General features: G+C 70.0%; 24 protein-coding genes. 14 read left to right on the top strand and 10 right to left on the bottom strand.

The window, feature by feature from the left end; all coding sequences use genetic code 11:
* Positions 1-3: 3 nt before the first annotated feature.
* The gene (gene folE, locus ACZ6ZD_RS18485; RefSeq protein ID WP_465673592.1) at positions 4-618 is read left to right on the top strand and encodes a GTP cyclohydrolase I FolE; all 615 of its coding nucleotides are present in this window, start codon (positions 4-6) and stop codon (positions 616-618) included.
* Between the two features lie 28 nt (positions 619-646).
* Here folE and ACZ6ZD_RS18480 read toward each other — a convergent pair whose 3' ends face one another.
* Positions 647-970: a hypothetical protein gene (locus ACZ6ZD_RS18480; protein WP_465673590.1), complete on the bottom strand. Its 324-nt coding sequence runs from the start codon at positions 968-970 to the stop codon at positions 647-649.
* A gap of 165 nt (positions 971-1,135) precedes the next feature.
* Complete coding sequence (locus ACZ6ZD_RS18475; RefSeq protein ID WP_465673588.1) at positions 1,136-1,501, bottom strand: DUF805 domain-containing protein; 366 nt, start codon at positions 1,499-1,501, stop codon at positions 1,136-1,138.
* 96 nt (positions 1,502-1,597) lie between these two features.
* Here ACZ6ZD_RS18475 and ACZ6ZD_RS18470 point away from each other — a divergent pair, with 96 nt between their 5' ends.
* The 3 genes from ACZ6ZD_RS18470 to ACZ6ZD_RS18460 are packed head-to-tail and all read left to right on the top strand — an operon-like array spanning position 1,598 to position 6,806.
* Positions 1,598-3,004 carry a 3' terminal RNA ribose 2'-O-methyltransferase Hen1 gene (locus ACZ6ZD_RS18470; RefSeq protein WP_465673586.1) on the top strand — a complete coding sequence of 469 codons (1,407 nt, stop codon included), beginning with the start codon at positions 1,598-1,600 and terminating at the stop codon, positions 3,002-3,004.
* Positions 3,001-5,520, top strand: a complete 2,520-nt coding sequence (locus tag ACZ6ZD_RS18465) for a polynucleotide kinase-phosphatase (RefSeq protein ID WP_465673584.1) — start codon at positions 3,001-3,003, stop codon at positions 5,518-5,520. Before ACZ6ZD_RS18470 ends, ACZ6ZD_RS18465 begins: the two co-directional genes overlap by 4 nt.
* Positions 5,521-5,540: 20 nt before the next feature.
* Positions 5,541-6,806, top strand: coding sequence for an alpha/beta fold hydrolase (locus ACZ6ZD_RS18460; protein WP_465673582.1), 1,266 nt, complete (start codon positions 5,541-5,543; stop codon positions 6,804-6,806).
* 1 nt (position 6,807) lies between these two features.
* On the opposite strand, the gene ACZ6ZD_RS18455 is transcribed toward ACZ6ZD_RS18460, so the two are convergent.
* Complete coding sequence (locus ACZ6ZD_RS18455) at positions 6,808-7,788, bottom strand: carbohydrate kinase family protein (RefSeq protein WP_465673580.1); 981 nt, start codon at positions 7,786-7,788, stop codon at positions 6,808-6,810.
* 95 nt (positions 7,789-7,883) lie between these two features.
* Between ACZ6ZD_RS18455 and ACZ6ZD_RS18450 the strand changes: the two genes are divergently transcribed.
* The 5 genes from ACZ6ZD_RS18450 to ACZ6ZD_RS18430 are packed head-to-tail and all read left to right on the top strand — an operon-like array spanning position 7,884 to position 11,696.
* Positions 7,884-8,519, top strand: a complete 636-nt coding sequence (locus ACZ6ZD_RS18450) for an O-methyltransferase (RefSeq protein ID WP_465673578.1) — start codon at positions 7,884-7,886, stop codon at positions 8,517-8,519.
* Complete coding sequence (ccmA, locus tag ACZ6ZD_RS18445; RefSeq protein WP_465673576.1) at positions 8,516-9,157, top strand: heme ABC exporter ATP-binding protein CcmA; 642 nt, start codon at positions 8,516-8,518, stop codon at positions 9,155-9,157. The genes ACZ6ZD_RS18450 and ccmA overlap by 4 nt, the downstream gene beginning before the upstream one ends.
* Positions 9,154-10,746 (top strand): DUF6297 family protein, encoded by a 1,593-nt coding sequence (locus ACZ6ZD_RS18440; protein WP_465673574.1) that lies wholly within the window; start codon positions 9,154-9,156, stop codon positions 10,744-10,746. The genes ccmA and ACZ6ZD_RS18440 overlap by 4 nt, the downstream gene beginning before the upstream one ends.
* 48 nt (positions 10,747-10,794) lie before the next feature.
* On the top strand, positions 10,795-11,145 hold the full coding sequence (locus ACZ6ZD_RS18435; RefSeq protein WP_465673572.1) for a PadR family transcriptional regulator: 351 nt from the start codon (positions 10,795-10,797) through the stop codon (positions 11,143-11,145).
* Positions 11,142-11,696, top strand: coding sequence for an HAAS signaling domain-containing protein (locus tag ACZ6ZD_RS18430; RefSeq protein WP_465673570.1), 555 nt, complete (start codon positions 11,142-11,144; stop codon positions 11,694-11,696). Before ACZ6ZD_RS18435 ends, ACZ6ZD_RS18430 begins: the two co-directional genes overlap by 4 nt.
* On the opposite strand, the gene ACZ6ZD_RS18425 is transcribed toward ACZ6ZD_RS18430, so the two are convergent.
* Positions 11,685-12,737, bottom strand: coding sequence for an LLM class flavin-dependent oxidoreductase (locus ACZ6ZD_RS18425; RefSeq protein ID WP_465673568.1), 1,053 nt, complete (start codon positions 12,735-12,737; stop codon positions 11,685-11,687). The genes ACZ6ZD_RS18430 and ACZ6ZD_RS18425 overlap by 12 nt on opposite strands.
* 78 nt (positions 12,738-12,815) lie before the next feature.
* Between ACZ6ZD_RS18425 and ACZ6ZD_RS18420 the strand changes: the two genes are divergently transcribed.
* Entirely contained in the window at positions 12,816-13,250 is a 435-nt protein-coding gene (locus tag ACZ6ZD_RS18420) for a VOC family protein (protein ID WP_465673566.1), read from the top strand.
* A gap of 3 nt (positions 13,251-13,253) precedes the next feature.
* Here ACZ6ZD_RS18420 and ACZ6ZD_RS18415 read toward each other — a convergent pair whose 3' ends face one another.
* Entirely contained in the window at positions 13,254-13,613 is a 360-nt protein-coding gene (locus ACZ6ZD_RS18415) for a YciI family protein (protein WP_465673564.1), read from the bottom strand.
* Positions 13,614-13,747: 134 nt separating this feature from the next.
* Positions 13,748-15,172, bottom strand: coding sequence for a type I glutamate--ammonia ligase (gene glnA, locus ACZ6ZD_RS18410; RefSeq protein ID WP_465673562.1), 1,425 nt, complete (start codon positions 15,170-15,172; stop codon positions 13,748-13,750).
* A gap of 191 nt (positions 15,173-15,363) precedes the next feature.
* Between glnA and ACZ6ZD_RS18405 the strand changes: the two genes are divergently transcribed.
* Together ACZ6ZD_RS18405 and ACZ6ZD_RS18400 are read left to right on the top strand one after the other, a co-directional pair.
* Entirely contained in the window at positions 15,364-15,828 is a 465-nt protein-coding gene (locus ACZ6ZD_RS18405) for an RDD family protein (protein WP_465673560.1), read from the top strand.
* A 58-nt stretch (positions 15,829-15,886) separates the two neighbouring features.
* Positions 15,887-16,420, top strand: a complete 534-nt coding sequence (locus tag ACZ6ZD_RS18400) for a hypothetical protein (RefSeq protein WP_465673558.1) — start codon at positions 15,887-15,889, stop codon at positions 16,418-16,420.
* Here ACZ6ZD_RS18400 and ACZ6ZD_RS18395 read toward each other — a convergent pair.
* The 3 genes from ACZ6ZD_RS18395 to lipA all read right to left on the bottom strand — a co-directional run bounded on the left by ACZ6ZD_RS18395 (position 16,417) and on the right by lipA (position 19,522).
* Positions 16,417-17,697, bottom strand: a complete 1,281-nt coding sequence (locus ACZ6ZD_RS18395) for a class I SAM-dependent methyltransferase (protein ID WP_465673556.1) — start codon at positions 17,695-17,697, stop codon at positions 16,417-16,419. The genes ACZ6ZD_RS18400 and ACZ6ZD_RS18395 overlap by 4 nt on opposite strands.
* A 174-nt stretch (positions 17,698-17,871) precedes the next feature.
* On the bottom strand, positions 17,872-18,567 hold the full coding sequence (locus ACZ6ZD_RS18390) for a DUF4191 domain-containing protein (RefSeq protein WP_465673554.1): 696 nt from the start codon (positions 18,565-18,567) through the stop codon (positions 17,872-17,874).
* Positions 18,568-18,583: 16 nt separating this feature from the next.
* A complete protein-coding gene (gene lipA / locus ACZ6ZD_RS18385; protein ID WP_465673552.1) occupies positions 18,584-19,522 on the bottom strand; it encodes a lipoyl synthase in 939 nt (312 codons plus the stop codon).
* 56 nt (positions 19,523-19,578) lie between these two features.
* Between lipA and ACZ6ZD_RS18380 the strand changes: the two genes are divergently transcribed.
* Together ACZ6ZD_RS18380 and ACZ6ZD_RS18375 are read left to right on the top strand one after the other, a co-directional pair.
* Positions 19,579-20,925, top strand: coding sequence for a sensor histidine kinase (locus ACZ6ZD_RS18380; RefSeq protein WP_465673550.1), 1,347 nt, complete (start codon positions 19,579-19,581; stop codon positions 20,923-20,925).
* Entirely contained in the window at positions 20,922-21,584 is a 663-nt protein-coding gene (locus ACZ6ZD_RS18375) for a response regulator (protein WP_465673548.1), read from the top strand. Before ACZ6ZD_RS18380 ends, ACZ6ZD_RS18375 begins: the two co-directional genes overlap by 4 nt.
* Here the strand turns inward: ACZ6ZD_RS18375 and ACZ6ZD_RS18370 are convergent.
* Positions 21,556-22,704: a low temperature requirement protein A gene (locus ACZ6ZD_RS18370; RefSeq protein ID WP_465673546.1), complete on the bottom strand. Its 1,149-nt coding sequence runs from the start codon at positions 22,702-22,704 to the stop codon at positions 21,556-21,558. The two genes, ACZ6ZD_RS18375 and ACZ6ZD_RS18370, sit on opposite strands and share 29 nt — an antisense overlap.
* Between the last annotated feature and the right edge of the window lie 100 nt (positions 22,705-22,804).

The following is a 22,804-nucleotide window of genomic DNA, read 5'->3' as shown; positions in this document are numbered from 1 at the left end:
CAGATGGCGATCTCCGCCGATCTCGAACCCGTTCCCCCGCTGCGCATCGTCGCCGGCCGGGAGCAGATCGACCTGCCGGCCGCCGAGCGCGCGGTCGCGGACCTGCTGACGGCGCTCGGGCGCGATCCCGGCAGCGCGCACCTGGCCGACACCCCGCGCCGGGTGGCGAACGCGTACGCCGAGATGCTGACGCCGCGGGAGTTCGCGCTGACGACCTTCCCGAACGACGAGGGGTACGACGAGCTCGTCCTGGCCAAGGACATCCCGGTGCAGTCGCTGTGCGAGCACCACCTGCTGCCGTTCCAGGGCGTCGCGCATGTCGGCTACCTACCGGGCGACCGGATCCTCGGGCTGTCGAAGCTGGCTCGGGTGGTCGAGTTGTTCGCGCGCGACTTCCAGGTCCAGGAGCGGCTGACCAAACAGGTCGCCGACTGGCTGCAGAGTCATCTCGCGCCGAAGGGCGTCGGCGTCGTGATCGAGGCCGAGCACCAGTGCATGTCGCTGCGCGGCGTGCGCGCGGCCGGCTCGCGAACGGTGACGTCGTCCCTGCACGGCATTCTGCGCGACAGCGATCGCTCCCGGCAGGAGTTCTTCGCGCTGACCGGCCTCACCCCGTAGCGGCGGCGGTCAGCCGAAGCCGAGCGGGTCAGGCAGAGGCGACTGCCGGCGGGTGGCGATGGGTGTACCGGCCGGTGGCGAGGATGTGCGCCACCTCGCCGGGCAGCAGGTCGGTCCCCGGGACGGGCTCCATCTCGGAGACGTCCAGCCAGCGGACGACGGTCGCGCCGTGGTGGCCGTGGACGGCGAGGATCGAGTCGAGATCCGGCCAGACGGCCGTGGACGGGTTCGCTCCGTGCCAGCGCAGGGCGACCGAGCCGTCGGTGAAGACACAGCCTTCCGCGACGACCCCCGTCCCGGATACCCCGCTGATGTCGGTGTAGCGCAGTAATTCGAAGGTCTGGGGTTTCATAGTCCTTTCCCCGTGGATCGGCCCGGATCGGGCGCGGTTGGGCGCTCGCCACAAACCGGGGACAAGAACCGAGTGTCAGCGGGGAAGAACGATCTGTAGCGACTCTTCTTCTGCCAACAAGCTAGGGGCAAATCCCCCGACACGCCAGACGTTCTGCCGCGTGTCTCAGGAACGAGCGAAAGCTGCCTTGGGGTTGGGACCGAAGCGGTTGTCGCCGGGCGTTCCCTCCTGCACCGTGAAGACGAGCATGACGATGCTGCCCACGACCGGGATCAGCAGGATCAGCACCCACCAGCCGCTGCGATCCGTGTCGTGCAACCGGCGCATCGTCACGCCCAGCGCCGGCAGCAGGATCGCCAGCGCGTACAGCGGCACGAACACCCCGGTCGCGGGCATGCTCAGCACGTAGTCCAGCACCCGCATCACGATCAGCAGCAGGACCGTGAACAGTGTGAACATCCAGTACTCGCGCCGCCGCGAGCGCCCGGTGAACACGGCGTACTTCTTCAGGGCGGTCAGATACCAGCTCATGAGTTGACGGTAGCGGCGTAGGGGATCACTCACGGGCGGTAATTCACTCCGGTAATTCACTCGGGGGATGAACGCGGCGCGTGATCGAATGGAGCGGTGCTGCTGACGATGACCACCGACCTGGCCGGATTCGACCTTCCCGCGAGCGATTTCGGGTTCTTGTTGCACAAGAATCCGGCGCGACCTCAGCGGACCGAGATCGTCGGCGGGACAGCGCACGTCTTCTACCCCGAGGCGACGGCCGCGCGCTGCTCGGCGGCCCTGCTGCTGGAGATCGATCCGATCGCGCTGGTACGGGCCGGCCGCGGCAAGGCGCCGGAGGGGTTCACCCTCGGCCAGTACGTCAACGACCGTCCGTACGCCGCGTCCAGCCTGCTCGCGGTCGCGTTGAGCAAGCTGTTCCGGACGGCGATGATCGGGCGCTGTGACGCCCGGCCCGACCTCGCGGCCCAGCCGATCCCGCTCGAGCTCCACATCCCGGCGCTGCCGTGCCGCGGTGGTAGCGAGCTGGCCGAGCGGATGTTCGGGCCGCTCGGCTGGACGGTCGACGCCCGGCCGGTCCCGCTCGACCCCGACATCCCGGCGTGGGGTGACTCCCGGTACGTCGACCTGCGGCTGACCGGCGTCCTCCGGCTGGCCGACGCGCTCAACCACCTCTATGTGCTGCTTCCGGTGCTGGACGACGCCAAGCACTACTGGGTCGGCTCCGACGAGGTCGACAAGTTGGTGAAGGCCGGGTCCGGCTGGCTCGGCACGCATCCGGAGAAGGAGCTGATCTCGCACCGGTACCTCGCCCACCGCCGCTACCTGGCCGACTCGGCTCTGGAGCGGCTCGCCGAGGCGGACGGCGTCATGCTCGCCGAGCCGGACGACGACGCCGAGGGTCCGGTCTCGCTCGCGGTGGAGCGGCGGACGACGGTTGCCGCCGTCCTGCGGGAGCTCGGCGCGCGGCGGATCGTGGACGTCGGCTGCGGGGAGGGCGCGCTGGTCGGCGAGCTGCTGAAGGACCCGATGCTCGGCGAGCTGATCGCGACCGACGTATCGGCCCGCGCGCTCATCTCGGCCAAGCGCCGACTGCACTACGACGACCTTCCGGATCGGCAGCGGGATCGGCTGCGGTTCCTGCAGTCGTCGGTCACGTACGCCGACGAGCGGCTGGCCGGCCTGGACGCCGCCGTCCTGATGGAGGTCGTGGAGCATGTCGACCCGCCGCGGCTGCCCGCCCTGGCGCACTCCGTCTTCCAGGCGGCCCGCCCGGCCGCCGTCGTGATGACCACCCCGAACAGCGAGTACAACGTGCGTTTCGAGTCCCTCCCGGCCGGCGCCTTCCGGCACCCTGACCACCGCTTCGAGTGGACGCGGGCCGAGTTCCACACCTGGGCGACCGACGTCGCGGGCCGGTACGGGTACGCCGTCGAGTTCCGGCCCGTCGGCCCGGACGACCCCGAGGTCGGTCCGCCGACGCAGCTCGCGCTCTTCCGGCGGGCGGAGGTGGCCGCATGATCGACATCCCGGCGCTCTCCCTCGTCGTCCTGGTCGGTGCCAGCGGCTCCGGCAAGTCGACGTTCGCACGGACGCACTTCAAGGGCACCGAGGTCATCTCCAGCGACTTCTGCCGCGGGCTGGTCTCGGACGACGAGAACGACCAGGCGGCCACCAAGGACGCCTTCGAGGTGCTGCACTTCATCGCGGGCAAGCGGCTCGCGGCCGGCCGGCTGACCGTGATCGACGCGACCAACGTGCAGCCCGAGGCGCGCAAGGAGCTGGTCGCGCTGGCGCGTGAGCACGACGTCCTTCCGGTGGCGATCGTGCTTGACCCGCCGGAGCGGGTCTGCATCGAGCGGAACGAGCTGCGTGGCGATCGGCAGTTCGGCGCGAAGGTGATCACGCGCCAGCGCGGTCAGCTGAAGCGCGGGCTGCGCAGCCTCAAACGCGAGGGGTTCCGCAAGGTCCACGTACTGAACAGCGTCGAGGAGATCGATGCCGTCAGCATCGAGCGGACGCGGCTGTTCAACGACCTGACCGATCAGACCGGCCCGTTCGACATCATCGGCGACATCCACGGCTGCCGCCCGGAGCTCGAGCGGCTGCTCACCGAGCTGGGGTACACGCTGGTCCGGGACGACGCCGGCCGGCCGATCGACGCCGTCCAGGAGGGGCGGCGGGCGATCTTCGTCGGCGACCTGGTCGACCGCGGGCCGGACAGCCCCGGCGTCCTGCGGCTCGTCATGGGCATGGTTGCCGCAGGCAACGCCTACTGCGTGCCGGGTAACCACGAGGACAAGCTGCTGCGGGCGCTGCAGGGCCGCAACGTCAAGGTCAGCCACGGTCTCGAGACCACCCTCGAACAGCTGGAGCGCGAGTCGCCGGAGTTCAAGGAGCAGGTCGCGACGTTCATCGACGGCCTGATCTCGCACTACGTCTTCGACGACGGCAAGCTGGTCGTGTCCCATGCCGGGCTCGTCGAGCGGATGCACGGCCGCGCGTCCGGCCGGGTCCGTTCGTTCTGTCTGTACGGCGAAACGACGGGGGAGACCGACGAGTTCGGGCTGCCCGTCCGTTACCCCTGGGCGAACGAGTACCGCGGTCGCGCGATGGTTGTCTACGGCCACACTCCGACCCCGGAGCCGGAGTGGATCAACAACACGATCTGTCTGGACACCGGCGCGGTCTTCGGCGGTTCGCTGACCGCGCTCCGCTACCCCGAGCGCGAGCTGGTCGCGGTGCAGGCCGCCGAGGAGTACTACGCGCCGGCGAAGCCGTTGCATGTGGCCTCGGCGCCGACTCGCGAGCCGGACGTGCTGGAGCTGACCGATGTCACCGGTCGCCGGGTGATCGAGACGTCGTCGCACGGCCGGCTGAGCGTCCGCGCCGAGCAGGCGGGCGCGGCGCTGGAGGTGATGAGCCGGTTCGCGATCGATCCGCGGTTCCTGCTCTACCTGCCGCCGACGATGAGCCCGGTCGCGACGTCACCGCTGCCTGGGCTGCTCGAACACCCGCTGCAGGCCTTCGAGACGTTCCGCGGCCAGGGCGTAAGCGAGCTCGTCTGCGAAGAGAAGCACATGGGCTCGCGGGCCGTCGTGCTGCTCACGCGGGACGACGACGTCGCCGAGAAGCGGTTCGGCCTGGCCGGGCGCGGCGCCGTACACACGCGCACCGGGCGGTCGTTCTTCGCGCCCGCGTTGACCGATGAGCTGCTGTCGCGTCTGCGCGTCGTCGCGGAAAAGGCCGGCCTGTTTGCCGAGCTGGACACCTCCTGGCTGCTCCTCGACGCCGAGCTGCTGCCTTGGAGCGCCAAGGCCGAGGACCTGCTCCGCGACCAGTACGCCGCTGTCGGCGCTGCTGCTCGGACGTCGTTGCCCGCGGCAACCGCTGCCCTGGAGTCGGCGGTGGCGGCCGGGCTGGATGTCGGTGCGCTGCTGGCGACCATGCAGAGTCGAGCGACCAACGCGGATCGGTTCACCGAAGCGTATCGCCGGTACTGCTGGCCGACCGACGGGCTCGACGGCGTGCGCATCGCGCCGTTCCAGGTGCTCGCGACCGAAGGGACGACGTACCAGGATCGTCCACATGCTTGGCATCTGGGCGTCGCGGACCAGCTCGTTGCCGCGGGCCCCGATCTGATCACGGCGACCCGGCGGCTCTTCGTCGACGAGTCGACATGGGACGACGGCGTCGCGTGGTGGGAGGAGCTGACCGGCGCCGGCGGTGAGGGCATGGTGGTCAAACCCGCGGCGAACCTGACCCGGACGGCGAAGGGCCTGGCCCAGCCAGGGCTGAAGGTCCGCGGCCCGGAGTACCTGCGGCTCATCTACGGCCCGGACTACACCGAGCCGGCCAACTTCGACCGGCTGCGCGACCGCAACCTCGGGCACAAACGCTCGCTGGCGCTGCGTGAGTACGCACTCGGCCTGGAGGCGCTGGAGCGGGTCGCCCGCGGTGAGCCGCTGTGGCGGATCCACGAATGCGTCTTCGCCGTCCTCGCCCTCGAATCGGAACCGGTGGACCCAAGACTATGACTGCGTCGAATGGGGACCCCATGACCGGCTACACCATCCCAGGCATGCACGTCCGCGAGCATGTCGTACCGGTCCCGCTGGACTGGTCGAACCCGGCGGAGCGGATCGACGTGTTCGCGCGGGAGCTCGTCGATCCGACCCGGAAGGACGACGACCTGCCGGTGCTGCTCTACCTGGCCGGAGGGCCGGGCGGGAAGTCGCCGCGGCCGTTGGGCCCGAGTGGCTGGGTCGGGAAGGCCCTGGAGACGCATCGGGTCCTCCTGCTCGACCAGCGCGGGACCGGGCGCAGTACGCCGGTGACCGCGCGGCGGATCGCGGCGTTCCCGGACGGGCCGGCGGGGGCGGAGTACCTCGCGCACTTCCGGGCCGACTCGATCGTGGCGGACGCCGAGCACCTGCGGAAGACGCTGTTCGGTGGGGAGCGCTGGTCGACGCTCGGGCAGAGCTACGGCGGGTTCACCACCCTCGTCTACCTGTCGCAGGCGCCCGAGGGACTGGCCGCGTGTTACATCACCGGCGGCCTGGCCCCGATCGCGGACGACGCGACCGAGGTGTACCGGCGGACGTACCCGCGGGTCGCGCTGAAGAACGCCGAGTTCCACCGCCGGTACCCGCAGATGGCCGAGCGGCTCGCCGCGATCGCGGACCGGATCGCGGCCGGCGACGTCCACCTGCCGGGCGGCGACCTGCTCACGGTCCGCCGCCTGCAGCTGCTCGGGATCGACTTCGGGATGAAGCCCGGTTACGAGCGGGTGCACTGGATGCTCGACGAGGCCTTCGACGGCGACGAGCTGGCCGACGGCTTCCTCGGTGAGGTGGAGGCGGCGACGTCGTACCGGGGCAACCCGCTGTACGCCGTCCTCCAGGAGGCCATCTACGCGGCCGGGAGCGGGGTCCGCGGGTGGGCCGCTGAGGCTGAGCGGCCGGCCGAGTTCGCCGAGGACGCGCGTCCGCTGCTGCTCACCGGCGAGATGATGTACCCCTGGATGTTCGAGGAGATCGCTGGGCTGCGGCCGTTCCGCGCGGCGACCGAGGCGCTGCACGCGCGGACCGAGTGGCCCGCGCTCTACGACCTCGACCGGCTGGCCGCGAACGACGTCCCGGTCGCGGCCGCCGTGTACTTCGACGACATGTACGTCGACTCCGGCCTGCAGCTCGACACCGCGCGCCGGGTCGGGAACCTGCAGGCCTGGGTGACGAACGAGTTCGAGCACGACGGTCTCGGATCGGACCGGGTGCTCACCCACCTGACCGAGCTGATCCGCTCGGTCGGTGGGCCCCGTTAGCTCAGCGCAGGTTGAGCGCCGTGGCGGCGGTGTCGGCCGCCGCGGCGCCGTACGCCTCGGTCAGTCGGTCGAGGAAGGCGGCACGGTCCAGGGTGTACTCCTGGGTGCCGACCTTCTCCAGGACGGTGGTGGCCAGCGTGCAGCCGACCTGCGCGGCGACCTCGTGCTCCAGGCCGGCGGCGCGGCCGGTCAGGTAGCCGGCCCGGAAGGCGTCGCCGCCGCCGGTCGGGTCGACCAGGCCCGGCGCGGGCACGGCCGGGACCTTGGTGATGATGCCGTCGGCGTTCTCGATGACGACGCCGTCGCCGCCGTGGGTGGTGACGCGGACGCCGACCTTGCCGAGGATCTCCTCGTGGCTCCAGCCGGTCTTCTGGACCATCAGGCCGGCCTCGTACTCGTTGCTGAACAGGTACGTCGCGCCGTCGATCAGCGTGCGGATCGCGTCGCCGTCCATCCGGGCGAGCTGCTGCGACGGGTCGGCCGCGACGGCGATGCCGTGCTGGTGGGCCAGCTGGGTGTGCTTGAGCATGCCGTCCGGGTCGTCGGCGCCGACCAGGACCAGGTCGATCCCGCCGGTCGCGGCGTGGATCGCGCCCAGGTCGAGCTCGCGGGCCTCGGCCATCGCGCCGGTGTAGAACGAGGCGATCTGGTTCGCGTCCAGGTCCGTCGTACAGGTGAAGCGGGCGGTGTGCACGTTCTCGCAGACGCGGACGTGGGACACGTCGACCCCGGCCGCCGTCAGCGCGGCGCCGTACTCGGCGAAGTCCGAGCCGACCGAGCCGACCAGGATCGAGGAGCGGCCGAGCTGGGCCATCCCGTAACAGATGTTCGCGCCGACGCCGCCGCGGTGCACGACCAGCTCGTCGACCAGGAACGACAGCGAGACCTTGTGCATCTGCTCTTCGAGGAACTGGTCCTTGAAGCGGCCCGGGAACGTCATCAGGATGTCGGTCGCGATCGATCCGGCGACGGCGATGCGCATACGGTGTGCTCCTCGATGGGGGTGGTGGTGCGGCTTTCGGACAACCCATAGAGACTACAGCCGACCGTTCTAATACATGGAGGGGTACATCTCACATGGGCTCACAGGTTCAGGTGACCGACGAACTGCACGACTACATGGTGGCCCACGGCATGCCGCTGGACCCGATCGCGGCCGAGCTGGTCGCCGAGACGCAGGCGCTCGGTGACGAGGCCGAGATGCTGACCACACCCGACCAGGCCGGGCTGCTGACCACGCTGACCCGGCTGACGTCGGCCCGGCGCGCGGTCGAGATCGGGACCTTCACCGGGTTCTCCGCGCTGGCGATCGCCCGCGGGCTGCCGGCCGACGGGCAGCTGATCTGCCTGGACGCCAGCGACGAATGGACGTCGATCGGCCGCCGGTACTGGGAGCGGGCCGGCGTCGCGGACCGGATCGAGCTGCGGATCGGCGACGGGCACGAGCTGGCCGCCGAGCTGGACGGCTCGTTCGATCTCGCGTTCGTGGACGCCGACAAGCCGGGCTACATCGACTACTTCGAGAAGCTGGTGCCGCTGGTCCGGCCGAACGGCGTCCTGCTGTTCGACAACACGCTGGCCGGCGGCCGCGTGGTGAACGCCGATGGCCCGGAGGACCGCAAGGAGTTCAACGCGCACCTCGCCAAGGACGACCGGGTCGACGTCACGATCCTGGGCATCGGCGACGGCCTGACCCTGGTCCGCAAGAAGTGAGCAAGGCGACGGCGCGGCTGACGGTCACGGAGCTGCAGCACAAGTACGGCGATCGGCCGGTGATCGAAGGGCTGACCTTCACGCTGGCCGCGGGGCAGGCGATCGCGCTGGTCGGGCCGAACGGCGCCGGCAAGACGACCGTCCTGAAGTGCATCGTGGGCGCGGCCGAACCGGCCGCCGGCACGATCCTCCTCGACGGCCTGCCGATCGACGAACGCTCCGACACCGTCCGCCGCGACGTCGCCACACTCCTCGACGATCTCGACTTCTTCCCCGACCTCACCGCCGCCGAGCACCTCGACCTGCTCGCCCGCGCTCACGGCAACCCGACCCCCGAGGACCTCGTCGACACCGTCCTGGACGACATCGGCCTGCTGAACGCTGCCGACCAGCTCCCCGGCTCACTCTCCTCCGGCCAGCGCCGCCGCCTGGCCCTGGCCACGACGCTCGTCCGTCCGCGCAAGCTCCTCGTCCTCGACGAGCCCGAAGCCCGCCTCGACACCGCAGGTGTGGCCTGGCTCGCCGAACGCCTGGCCGCCGAGAAGGCCACCGGCACCGCCATCCTGTTCGCCAGCCACGAGCCCTCCCTGGTCGAGGCAGTCGCCGACACCACCGTCACCCTCACCCCGCTCCCATGAGCTCAGCCGACGGACCGGTGGTCTACGACCCCGCCGACTTCGGAGCCATCCCCACCGCCCGCAGCATCCGCCGCTGGATGCGCACCACCCGCCGCAAACACGCCGACCGCACCTTCGGCCAGCTCTTCGAAGACATCTACCTGGTCGTCTTCACCCTCGCCATGCTCGGCGCAACCGGCGGCAGCGTCGTCAAACACCTGAACGCAAACATGGTGTCGTGCCAGTCGGCGCACTGCTTTCGCCTGTGGGAGCTGTTGCCGTGGATCCTCGTCCCGTTGCTGGTAGCAACCACCCTGCGGGTGCTGCTGAGTGTGGGCCCGGTGGCGGCTTCGCGGGCTACTGGGTTCTGGCTGCTGGCGACGCCGGTCGACCGCGCGCCGCTGCTGCGGCCGACGTACTGGCTGGCGATTGCCGGGACGACGGTGCTCGGTGGGGTCGTGACGGTGGTTGCCTGGGCGGTGCTGGGCGCACCGCTCACAGCGGTGTGGGAGGCGTCGATCCTGACAACCACGCTGCTGGTTGCTGCGGCCTGCGTGACGGTATGGGCGCAGCAGACCGGGCGGCGTACCTCGTGGACGCTGCGCGCTGCGGACCTCCTGCTGGTCGCGGCGGCGCTCCCAGCGATCTGGCTGGCCGTCCAGCGCTTCGCCGACCGACCGGGCAGCGCCGCGGGCGGGCTGAGCTGGACTGCGCTTGAGGACTCCTACGGCACCGCGTCCTACCTGACTCCGATGTACTCCTCGGAAGCGTCCGGGCCGAGCCTTTCGGATTTCCGGGTGCTGATCGTCGGCGGTATCGCACTGGTCGTCGCGCTCATGCTGGCGGTGATCACCGCTTCCACGCTCGACAAGCTGACGCGGGCGAGTGTGATTGCGGGGGGTGAGTTGTTGGTGGGGGTTGCGGGGGCGGCGAGCAGTCTTGACCTGAGCATGCTGGCTGATGTGGTGGCGGGGCGGCACTGGCGGCTGATGGGGCGGGTGCGGAGCCGGCGGGGGAGAGGGGCGCACGGCGGGGCGCTGGTGCATCGGGAGTTCTTGCGGATCCTGCGCTGGCCGCGGCGGCTGGTGATCGCGTTTGCGTTGCTGGTGGTGCCGTATGCGATGGCGGGCGCTGGGTTCGATCCGTTGGTTCCGATCGCGGCTGGGCTTGCGGGGTTCGCTGCGATCCGGCCGTTGCTGGACGGACTGCGGTCGGTCTGCCGGTCGCGTGGTCTGGTGCGGGCGCTCGGGTATGACCTGCGCGAGCTGCGGGTGCTGATGGCCGTCGCGCCTGGTGTGGTCACAGCTGTCTGGGCGCTGGCGGCGTACCCGGTGATCGGGAGTGGCGCGGGTGCGTTCGCGGTCGGGGCCGGGGTGATCGCGGGCGCCGTCCGGCAGGCGTCGGCGCGGCCGCCGTCGTACGCCGGGCCGTTGGTCGCGTCGCCGATGGGCGCAATCCCGCCGGGGCTGTTCTCGCAGCCGATCCGCGGGTTCGACGTACTGCTGATCTGCCTGCTGCCCGTCCTGCTCGGGTTCGGGCCGACCTGGGTGCTCGCGATTCCGGCGTTCGTGCTGGCCGTGATGTTCGCGATCCGGCCGAAGGTCGACTGAGCGGTAACGGCTTGCCGTATGTTGGCGTGAACAGGTACCTTGTTTCGCATGGTAGCTGAGAAGGTCTTCACGCAGCTGCGGCGCGGGACGCTGGAGTACTGCGTGCTGGCGTTGCTGCAGGGGGAGGAGCGGTACGGCTTCGACCTGGTGAAGGCGCTCGGGGAGATCGACGGGATGGTCACCACCGAGGGCACGATCTACCCGCTGCTGGCGCGGTTGCGCCGCGAGGGACTGGTCGAGACGAGCTGGCGGGAGTCGGAGTCCGGGCCGCCCCGGCGGTACTACCGGTCGACCAAGCAGGGGAGCCGGGCGCTGGCCGACTTCACCGCGGACTGGGAGCGATTCCGGACGTCGGTCGACGAGATTCTGCGACGGGGTAACGAAGGGAGCCGGGGATGAGCGCGGATCAGCTGGTCGACGCGTACATGGAACACCTGACGAAGGCGGCCGAGCCGCTCCCGGCGGAGCGGCGGACCGACCTGATCGCCGATGTCACCTCGCATATCGCCGAGGCGCGGGCCGCGGGGGCGACGACGGAGTCCGACGTCCGGCAGATGCTGCGGCAGCTCGGCGACCCCGACGACATCGTCGCCGCGGCCACCGACGGGCTGGTGCTGGTCGAGCGACCGAAATCGTCGCGGCTCGGTGGCCGCGAGATCCTCACGCTGATCCTGCTGCCGTTCGGGGCCTACATCTTCTTCGTGGGTTGGGTTCTGGGCGTCGTCCTGCTGTGGATGTCGGACCGCTGGACGCGCAACGAGAAGCTGCTCGGCACGCTGGTGACGCCGCTGGGTTACGCGTCCGTCCAGGCGTTCGCGACGGTCGACAGCAGCGTCCTCCACCTACCGCAGGCGATCACGATCTCGATCGCCGTCCTGCTGATCGTCGCGCCGATCTTCACGTTCGTGGTGCTCGTGTCGCGCGGCCGGCCGGGGCGGTCAGCGCAGTAGCGGGAGCAGTTGGTCGCCGATCCGGATCGTCTCCTCGCGGTACGGGGTGTCGGACAGGATGAAGTGCGTGATGCCGAGGTCCTGGTACTTGCGGAGCGACTTCGCCACGTCCTCGGCCGATCCGACGAGCCACGTCGTCCCGGCGCCGCCACCGCCGTACCGGCCGGGGGCCGTGTAGAGGTTGTCGTCGAGGACGTCGCCGCGCGCGGCCAGCTCGAGGAGCCGCTGTTGACCGACCGCCTTGAACCAGCGATGGTCGCGGTCGCCCGCGTTCTCGGCCATGGTCGCGACCTTCGCCTCGGCGTCCGCCCACGCCTGCTCGGTGGTGTCGCGGACGAGCGTGGTGATCCGCAAGCCGAACTCGAGCGGTTTGTGCGCGCGGCCGAGCTCCGCCTCGAGCTCCCGGAGTCGGCTGATCCGCGCGGCGACGCCGTCCAGCGGCTCACCCCAGAACAGCTGGACGTCGGCGTCCGTCGCGGCCACCCGCTGCGCGGCCTCGGATGCGCCACCGAAGTACAGCGTCGGGTGCGGGCGGCCTTCGCGGGCGAGGGGCCGGGTGGCGACGGTCGAGCCGGTGACGCTGAAGTGCTCGCCGGCGTACGTCACGTTCTCTTCGGTCCACAACCGGCGGACGAGCTGGAGGAACTCCTTCGTCCGTGCGTACCGCTGCGCCTGATCGCCCTCAGCGTCGCCGTACGCCGGGAGGTTGTCCTGCCCGGAGACGATGTTGACCAGCAGCCGCCCACCGCTCAACTGATCAAGCGTCCCGGCCGCGGACGCGAACTGCGCCGGCCGCCAGTACCCCGGCCGGATCGCGACCAACGGCTGGAACGTCGTCGTCCGCGCCGCCAGACTCGCCGCCACCGTGAACGTGTCCGGCCGCCCCCACCCCGTCCCCAGCAGCGCCCCACCCCACCCGTGCTCCTCCGTCAACCGAGCCAGCCCGGTCAACCGCTCCAAACTGTTGTGCCCGCCCGTCGCATCATCCCCACGATGCCCGGGCTCGACCTGATTCGGGATGTACCACAGGAATTCCGCCATACCCTCAGATTAAGTCGACCAAATGACTCGACTTACACCGTCTCGCTCTGTGGCCCACGACGGTCCTAGGGTTGGGGAATGGCATCGGTCAAGCAGTTCCAGGTCACCTTCGACTGCGCGGAGCCCGAGCGGGTGGCGCGGTTCTGGTGCGAGGTGCTCGGGTACGTCGTCCCGCCGCCGCCTCCGGGGTTCGACTCCTGGGACGCCTTCAGCGCGGCCCTCCCGCCGGAGCAGCAGGGCTCGGCCTTCGCCGCCGTCGACCCGGACGGCGTCGGCCCGCGACTCTTCTTCCAGCGCGTCCCCGAGGGCAAGGTCGTCAAGAACCGCGTCCACCTGGACGTACGGGTGGGCACCGGCCTGGTCGGCGCCGAGCGGCTCGCCGCTCTCGAAGCCGAGTGCGCCCGCCTCCTCCCGCTCGGCGCCACCCGCGGTCAGCTCCTGGTCGCTGACGGCGTCAACGAGTCCTGCCTCAACATGCAGGACCCCGAAGGCAACGAGTTCTGCCTCGACTGAGGCTCACCCCTCCTTCGGCCACGGCTTGAACTTCCGCACCTCCTGCGGCCACCCACAAGCCTCCGCCACCTTCGCGGCCCACATCTTCGCGGTCGCGTCGTCCGGCACGTCCACAATCGCGAACCCGCCCAGAAACTCCTTCGTCTCCACATACGGCCCATCCGTCACCAGCACCTCCCCACCGGTCGGATCAGCGCTGTAAACCGGCCCGTCCTCCTCCTCGAGCCCCCCGGCAAACACATAAACCCCCGCCGCCTGCATCTCCCGCGTCACCGCCATCGCCAACGGCCCCCGCCCCGCATACCACTCCTCCGGGTGATCGCCGACCCACTGCTGGTTGAAGTAAATGAGGTACTCAGCCATTCCAACTCCTCCACTCGAGCAGGCCCATCACCCGCACTACCCACGCTACGAACCCCCACCCCCATTTTCGACAGACACGACGAAGCCCACCCGGCGGGACACCGGGTGGGCTTCGGGGAGTGCGGCGCTACGACTCAGACGTCGTAGTAGAGCTCGAACTCGTGCGGGTGCGGGCGGAGCTGGATGGGGGCGATTTCCTGGGTGCGCTTGAGGTCGATCCAGGTCTCGATGAGGTCCTTGGTGAAGACGTCGCCTTCGAGGAGGAACTCGTGGTCGGCCTCGAGGGCGTCGATGACGGCCGGGAGGGAGGTGGGGACCTGGGCGATACCGTCGTGCTCCTCCGGGGGGAGCTCGTAGAGGTCCTTGTCGACCGGGTCGGCCGGCTCGATCTTGTTGCGGATGCCGTCGAGGCCGGCCAGCAGCTGGGCGGCGAAGGCCAGGTACGGGTTGGCCGACGGGTCGGGGCAGCGGAACTCGATGCGCTTGGCCTTCGGGTTCGAGCCGGTGATCGGGATCCGGATGCAGGCCGAGCGGTTGCGGCTGGAGTAGACCAGGTTGACCGGGGCCTCGAAGCCGGGGACCAGGCGGTGGTAGGAGTTCACCGTCGGGTTGGTGAAGGCGAGCAGGGACGGCGCGTGCTTCAGCAGACCGCCGATGTACCAGCGGGCCATGTCGGACAGGCCGCCGTAGCCGGACTCGTCGTAGAACAGCGGGTCGCCGTTGGACCACAGCGACTGGTGGCAGTGCATCCCCGAGCCGTTGTCGCCGAAGATCGGCTTCGGCATGAAGGTCGCGGTCTTGCCGGCCTGCCAGGCGGTGTTCTTGACGATGTACTTGAACTTCATCACGTCGTCGGCGGCCTTGAGCAGCTCGTCGAAGCGGAAGTTGATCTCGGCCTGGCCGGCGGTGCCGACCTCGTGGTGGGCGCGCTCGACGATCAGGCCGGCCCGCTCCAGCGCCAGCGTGATGTCGTCGCGCAGCTCGCCGAAGTGGTCGGTCGGCGCGACCGGGAAGTAGCCGCCCTTGTAGCGGACCTTGTACCCGCGGTTACCGCCGTCCTCGACGCGGCCGGTGTTCCAGGCGCCGGCGACGGAGTCGATCGAGTAGTGCGCGGAGTTCGCCTTGGTCTCGAACCGGACGTCGTCGAAGACGTAGAACTCGGCCTCCGGCGCGAAGAACGCGGTGTCGGCGATCCCGGTCGACTTCAGGTATTCCTGCGCCTTGCGGGCGATGTTGCGCGGGTCACGCGAGTACGCCTCGCCGGTCAGCGGGTCGTGGACGAAGAAGTTGACCACCAGCGTCTTCGCGCTGCGGAACTCGTCGATGTACGCGCTGGTCGGGTCCGGCAGCAGCTTCATGTCGGACTCGTGGATCTGCTGGAAACCGCGGACGGACGAACCGTCGAACGCGAGGCCCTCTTCGAAGACCTCCGGTCCGAACGACGACACCGGCACGGTGAAGTGCTGCATGATGCCCGGCAGGTCACAGAACCGGATGTCGACGATCTCGACGCCCTCGTCCTTGACGTAGGCGAGCAGCTCCTCAGCGCTGGAAAACATACGAACTCCTCGGGGTGGCTCAGAGATTGACTCGAACCTAGGGCCTGCCGATTACTCGGCCGTGACCCCAGTGTTTCGCTGGTGTTACGCCCAGCGTGTCCGCGCTGACCCACTGGTGTGCTGCCGTCACGCCCTGAGAACTTCCGGACCACCGTCAGGCGGTCCCAGGACGTGTCCGTAGGCTAGCCATCATGGCATCATCGGCCCAGCCGGGCACAGGACCCTCCGGTGAGTACCGTTTTCCGGGCAATCGGCTCGGACTGCCCGAACAGGGCCCGGGCTCGGCGGCCGGCTGGGGCCGGCGGATCGCCGCCCTGCTGCTGGACTGGCTGCTCGCGGGCCTGATCGCGTCCGCGATCACGTCCAAACCGATCTGGGCCGGTGGCAACGACTATTCGGTCGCCCAGCTGGTCACGTTCTTCGCGATGAGCGCCATCCTGAGCGGGCTGGCCGGCGGGACGATCGGTCACCGCCTGCTCGGACTCCGCGTGATCCGCGTCAACCCGACCGGCACCGGGTACGCCGCTCAGGTCGGCCTGCTCGGCGGCGTCGTCCGCACGCTGCTCATCTGCCTGGTCATCCCCGCGGCCGTCTACGACCGCGATCGCCGCGGCCTCCACGACCGCGCCGCCGGGACGGTCGTCGTCCGCCGCTGACCTGGCAGTTCCCTGCCATTCCCGCCCGGACGCCGCTCGCCGCCGCCAATCTGGTCGGGTGAACACGTCGCGCGTCGTCCCGATCGCAGTGGCTCTGCTGGCCCTGACCGCCTGCGGCGCGCCGGCCGCCCAGGACGCCCCCACGCCGAGCACGCCGAGTACGCCGACGCCCAGCGTCAGCTCACCGACGCCGACCCCCACCCTCAGCACGCCACCGCCGAGCCCGACGGCCAAACCCACACCGACCGTCAAACCCAAGCCGGTCCCGACGGCCAAGGACGGCTCCGACTACTCGGCCTGCCGGGACGGCCGCTGCGAGGTCCTGCTTCGCCCCTCGACCACGCTGAGATTCCGCGGCGGCGCCCTGAAAATCGGCAAGATCGGCAAGTTCGTCGACTTCAGCATCTCCGGCCGGTCCGGCGGCGGCAGCGGCCGCCTCGCCCCCGGCTGCGTGGTCAACTTCCGCCCCGGCGGCACCGCCGTCAGCTGTGGCAGCAAACTCCCTGGCCCGGCCAAGGACCGCCCCGGCATCAACCTCCGCGTCCCGTACGTCGGCGGCGGCCGCGCAATCCTGAACCTCAACCAGGTCTAACGCCGGGTGAAGCGCATCTGGACGTCGTCCAGGTAGCCCGTCCGGAAGCCGGCCTCGGAGTACGCGAGGTAGAACTCCCACATCCGCCGGAAGGTCGGGTCGAAACCGAGCTCCTCGATCGCGGGCCAGCGCTCGATGAAGCGGTTGCGCCAGATCCGCAGCGTCCGCGCGTAGTCGGCGCCCAGCTCCAGCAGGACCTCGGACCGCAGGCCGGTGTGCTGGGCGGTGACCTCCTCGATCACCTTCACCGAGGGGATCAGGCCGCCCGGGAAGATGTACTTCTGCACCCAGGTGAAGGTGTTCCGGGTCGCGAGCATCCGCTCGTGCGGCATGACGATCGCCTGGACGACGGCGACGCCGCCCGGCGCGAGCCGCCGCTCGATCGCGTCGAAGTAGACCGGCCAATACTTCTCGCCGACCGCCTCGATCATCTCCACGCTCAGGACGGCGTCGAACTCGCCGATCTGGTCCCGGTAGTCCCGCAGCGCGACCTGCACCCGGTCGCCGACCCCCGCGTCGGCGATCCGCCGCTGCGCGAGCAGCGCCTGCTGCGAAGCGATCGTGATCGCGGTCACCCATGCGCCGCGCTGCGCGGCCCGGATCGCCAGGCTCGCCCAGCCGCACCCGATGTCGAGCACACGAGAACCGGACTGGACGCCGGCCGCGTCGAGAATCGCATCCAGTTTGTTCAGCTGCGCCTGGGACAGCTCGTCGTACGACGCCGTCGCGAGATCGGCCGTGGGGTCGGGCGTCCCGAAGTACGCCGCGGAGTACGTCAGGGTCGGATCGAGGAACTCCGAGAACATCGGGTTGCTGAGGTCGTAGTGCCGGCTGATGTTCTCCCGGGCGCCGGCGCGGTCGTTCTCCTGCTCGCCGGGCTGGGAGCGCGTCACCAGCCAGCGCAGCGACTGCGCCCACTTCGGCAGCAGATGCCGGGTCTCCTCGTTGCTGAACCGCTCGGCGAACGGCAGCAGCAGGTCGGCCAGATCCGTCCCCGGCTCGGGATCCCAGTCACCGGCCAGGTAGGCCTCGCCGAAACCGGAGCCGGCGTCCTGGCCGAGCCGGTCCAGGAAGGCGGCGCCGCGGTGCACCCGCATCGCCGGGCCGCCGAGGCCGTACGACTTGCCGTCGAGGTGGATCGTGGCCGGCAGGTCCTTGGCGATCATCCGGATCGCGGCCAGCGCGCCGACCCGGCGGAGCGGGTTCGAGCGCGGGGGAGCGAGGGTGGGCCACTGCTCGGCCACCGGCTGGTGCGCCGCCGGCATCAGATCCGTCATCGTTCCTACCTCACCCCTGGAATCCGCTCCTGGTCGCACCTTAAGGCCCGGAGCCGACACGCGGTGGCGACACGGAGGCACACTCGTGCCACGTCGCGGCCCGTGCGGTGGCGGACCATGCTCCCCGCCCCTTCAACGGTCCCCGGGGCCGTCGAGTTACAGATCGGCGCCGGGTCAGCGGCCCTTCATCGCCTGCCGGGCGCCCTTGAGGCTGGTCGGGACCGGCCCCTTCGGCATCGGGACCTGCGGGCGGACGGCGTCCAGCGCCTTCAGCCGCTGCAGCAGGTCGGTGATCTCCGAGGGCTGCAGCGCCTGCGGCAGCTTCATCACGTGCTTGGTCAGCTTGCGGATGTCGATCTCGTCCTCGCCCTGACCGGCGACCAGCGTGATCACCGGCGCGCCGCCGGCCACCCGGGTGTGCTTCTTGCCCTCGGCGGCCAGCAGGTTCTTGACGCGGCTCGGCTGGCCCTCGCCGACCAGGACGATGCCCGGCCGGCCGACGACGCGGTGCACGATGTCGGCGTTCTTGGTGACGGCGACCGCGGGCGTCACGTTCCAGCCGCGGCGCAGCGTCTGCAGCGCGGACGCCGCCGCCCCGGCCTGGCCCTCGATCTGGCTGTACGCCGCCTTCTCGACCTTGCGGCCGAAGACGATCGTGGCGGCCAGGAAGCCGAGCGCCACGCCGAGCGGGATCCAGACCAGCAGCGGACCGACGAAGATCCCGGCCGCGACGAACACGGCCACGATGCCGAGGAAGATCCCGGCGAGCACCAGCCCGACCGTCGGGTCGGACTTCTTGGTCAGCTGGTACGCCGACCGGATCTGCTTGAGCCGGCTGGTCTTCTCGGCGGGCGCGTCGTTCTTGGCCATCTCTACCTTTGTCCTGTTATGCCTGGGAAGCGTTCATACGTGACTCGACGGCCTGACGGTACAGCCGCCCGGCCCGGTAGGACGACCGTACCAGCGGACCGGACATCACACCGGCGAATCCGATCTCGGTCGCCTCCTCCTGCAGCTCGACGAACTCCTCCGGCCGCACCCAGCGCTCGACCGGGTGGTGCCGCACCGACGGGCGCAGGTACTGGGTGATCGTGATGATCTCGCAGCCGGCCGCGTGCAGGTCCTTGAGCGCGACGCTGACCTCGTCGCGGGTCTCGCCCATCCCGAGGATCAGGTTCGACTTGGTCACCAGGCCGTAGTCCCGGGCCTGGGTGATCACGTCGAGCGAGCGCTCGTAGCGGAACCCGGGCCGGATCCGGCGGAAGATCCGCGGCACCGTCTCGACATTGTGCGCGAACACCTCGGGCCGCGAGGAGAAGACCTCGGCCAGCTGCTCCGGGACGGCGTTGAAGTCCGGCGCGAGCATCTCGACGCCGGTTCCCGGGTTCAGCTCGTGGATCTGCCGGATCGTCTCGGCGTACAGCCAGGCGCCGCCGTCCTCGAGGTCGTCGCGGGCGACGCCGGTCACGGTGGCGTAGCGCAGACCCATGGTCCGGACCGATTCGGCCACCCGGCGCGGTTCGTCGCGGTCCAGCGCCTCGGGTTTGCCGGTGTCGATCTGGCAGAAGTCGCAGCGCCGGGTGCACTGGTCGCCGCCGATCAGGAAGGTCGCCTCGCGGTCTTCCCAGCATTCGAAGATGTTCGGGCAGCCGGCTTCCTGACAGACCGTGTGCAGGTCCTCGGATTTCACCAGCTTCTGCAGGGCCTGATACTCCGGTCCCATCTTGGCCCGCGTCTTGATCCACTCGGGTTTGCGCTCGATCGGGGTCTCCGCGTTGCGCACCTCGAGCCTGAGCAGTTTCCGTCCTTCAGGGGCGATCGTCACGACTCCCAGAGTACGCGCCCGCATTCAGGCGTCATTCACCCGTACGCTGATGAGCTATGGCCACCCTTCAACTCGGCAGTACGCCGGCCGCCGCGGAGCCTGGCACACCGCCCGGGATCGGGACGCCGGCCGACGGCTGGACCCGCCCGGGACCGACCCGCGAGGAGCAGCGCAACGACCTGATCCTCGGCGTGGTGCTGGCGGTGCTCGGCGTGTTCGGCACCGAGCTCGCGCGCGGCGGTTATCCCGAAGCGGCCGACCTCGGCCTCGGCGGTGTCGAGGCGTACGTACTGAGCGCCGCGATCGCGCTGCCGCTGTGCCTGCGCCGCCGCTACCCGATCCCGGTGCTGCTCGCGGTCGCCGCGCTGTTCGTCGTCACCGGCGAGCGGACCTTCGTCGCCTTCGGCGGCAACCTGGTCACCCAGGCGGCGATGTTCATGGCGATCTACGGCGCGACGGCGTGGGCGCGCGACCGCCGCCTGATGAAGGCCGCGAACGGCCTCGTCTTCATCGCGATGTTCGGCTGGCTCGCGCTGAACTTCGTCAAGGCGCTGCGGGCGAACGCGATCGAAGGGCCGAACGACGCGCTGCTGTCGCCGTATGTGTCGACCGTGATCCTCGGGGTCGCGCTGAACGCCGTCTACTTCTTCGGCGCCTATTTCTGGGGGCGGACGGCGTGGGGGATCGCCCGGCAGCGGTACGAGCTGGAGCGGCAGGCGGCCGAGCTGGCCGCGCAGCAGGAGGCGAACGCCCGGCGGGCGGTGATCGACGAGCGGCTGCGGATCTCCCGCGAGCTGCACGACGTCGTCGCTCATCACATCAGCAGCATCGGCGTCCAGGCCGGTGGCGCGCGCCGGGTGATGGAGAAGGACCCGGAGGCGGCCAGGAACGCGCTGAGCGTGATCGAGGAGTCCAGCCGGACCGCGGTGAACGAGATGCGTCAGCTGCTCGGCATGCTGCGCGCGGCCGACCCCGATCTGGACGTCGACGCCCCGGAGACCAAAGCGCCGCGTGCGGGCGCGGACCGGCTGCCCGCGCTGATCGCCGAGGTGAACGGCGAGGGGCTGTCGGTCGGCTTCCACCAGATCGGTGCGCCGCTCCAGCTGCCCGAGACCGTGTCGGTATCGGTCTACCGGATCGCGCAGGAGGCGCTGACGAACGTACGCCGGCACTCCACGGCCCGCAGCGCGCACATCACCCTGCGGTACCTGGGCGACGCGGTCGAGCTGGAGGTGCTGGACGACGGGCGGCCCAAGCACGCTCCGGTCGGCAGCCGGCTGGGCCACGTCGGGATTCGTGAGAGGGTCGGTCTGCTCGGTGGTGAGAGCGAGATCGGCCCCCGGCCGGTCGGCGGCTTCCGGGTCCGCGTCCGGATCCCGGTGCAACGAGGAGTCGAAGCATGATGCGCGTCCTGCTGGTCGACGACCAGGACCTGGTCCGGGCCGGTTTCCGGATGATCCTGTCGGTCGAGCCGGAGATCGAGGTCGTCGGTGAGGCGGCGGACGGCGCCACGGCCGTCGAGCTGGCCAAGGAGCTGAAGCCGGACGTCGTCCTGATGGACGTCCAGATGCCCGGGATGGACGGCATCACGGCGACGCAGCTGATCGTCGCGGCGGAGGCGGGCAAGGTGGTGATCCTGACCACGTTCGACCGCGACGACTACCTGTTCGAGTCGCTCGGCGCGGGGGCCAGCGGCTTCCTGCTCAAGAACACCGCCCCGGAGGACCTCGTCGAGGCGATCCAGATCGTGCACTCGGGGCACGCGCTGCTGGCGCCGGAGGTCACCCGGCGCGTCATCAAGCGATTCACCGGCGGGGGAGAGCGGGTCTACCGGCCGGACCTGCTGGAGGGTCTGACGGACCGCGAGCGGGAGGTGCTCGGCCTGATCGCCCGCGGCCTCACCAACACCGAGATCGCGAACCAGCTGTTCGTCGGCGAGGCCACCGTCAAGACGCACGTCTCCCGCGTGCTGCTGAAGCTCGGGCTGCGAGACCGCGTCCAGGCGGTGGTCTTCGCCTATGAGTGCGGCCTGGTCACGCCTGGCGACGATCTTGCCGGCTGAGCACCGCAGCGACGAGCAGTACGACGACAGTCGCGCAGCCGAGCACCACACCGACCGCTGACAGCACCAGCGGCAGCACCAGGACGACGGTCACGCTGGCGAGGACCAGAACGAGCGGTGTGACCGGCGGGCTCACGATCGGCGCGTGAACGAGCCAGAGCATGGTCAGGAAGACGGCTACCGGTAGGGCAACGGCGTACCCGACGGCCTGGCTCGCGTGGGTGGTCTCCTCAACGGCCACCTCCAGACCGCCGCCGAGTGCGGCCAGCGCGGCGAAGAGGAAGTAGTGGCCGTAGCCCCAGCTGTACGAGTGCGCTCGGCGTTCGCTGAGGCCCTCCCCGGAGGGGTGCAGGAAGTAGAGCCACCAGAGGGCGAACAGCAGCACCAGCCCGGCGCCGGCGACCAGAATGAACGCACCGCCGACCTGGTCCGCTTCGACGGCGGCCTGGACGCCGCGGCTCGCCGCCAGGACACTCTCGCCGAGCAGGATGATCGCGAACAGGCCGTACCGTTCAGCGATGTGATGCGGGTGCCAGTTCGTCGTCACGGTTGAGTGCTCGGCCCAGCGCGGGACGGCGAGCTCCAGGACGACGAGGACGATGAACGACGGCAGCGACAGGTCCATGAGGATGAGCGCCAGGGCCCATCCGATCTGGGTGAGTGCGATGCCCCCGGCGTACTTGAGCGCGGTACGCCGGCGTTCGGCGTCCTCGTAGGCGGCACGCAACCACTGGGCGATCAGACCGACCCGCATGAGCAGGTAGCCGGCCAGAACGATCCGGTAGTCGCCGCTGCTCGCGGCCGCGTGGACTCCGGCGGCCAGTACGAGGACTCCGGCCATCTGGACCATGGTGAGCAGCCGGTACAGCACGTCGTCCGTGTCGTACGACGAGGCGAACCAGGTGAAGTTCATCCAGGCCCACCAGATCGCGAAGAACACCTGGAAGAAGCCGAGCACCTCCGGATGGCCGTCGGCGATGCTGTGCGCGAACTCGGCGGTCACGGCCGCGACGGCCACCACGAAGGTGAGGTCGAACAGCAGCTCCAGCGGGCTGGCGGTCCGGTGCGGCTCGTCGATCGGCCGGGCCGTCATCCGGATCCGGAGGCGTGTCGTCGGCACCCAGGTCTCCTCTCATGGGGGGCTCTGCCACTCAAGACAGGCCGTCCGGCAGAAATGTGACGGGCGATGTCACAAACCTCAGGGCTGTCCTGTCGTGACC

It is taken from the genome of Kribbella sp. NPDC104218 (assembly GCF_055584105.1).
This window is presented reverse-complemented; position numbering and strand designations above follow the sequence as displayed.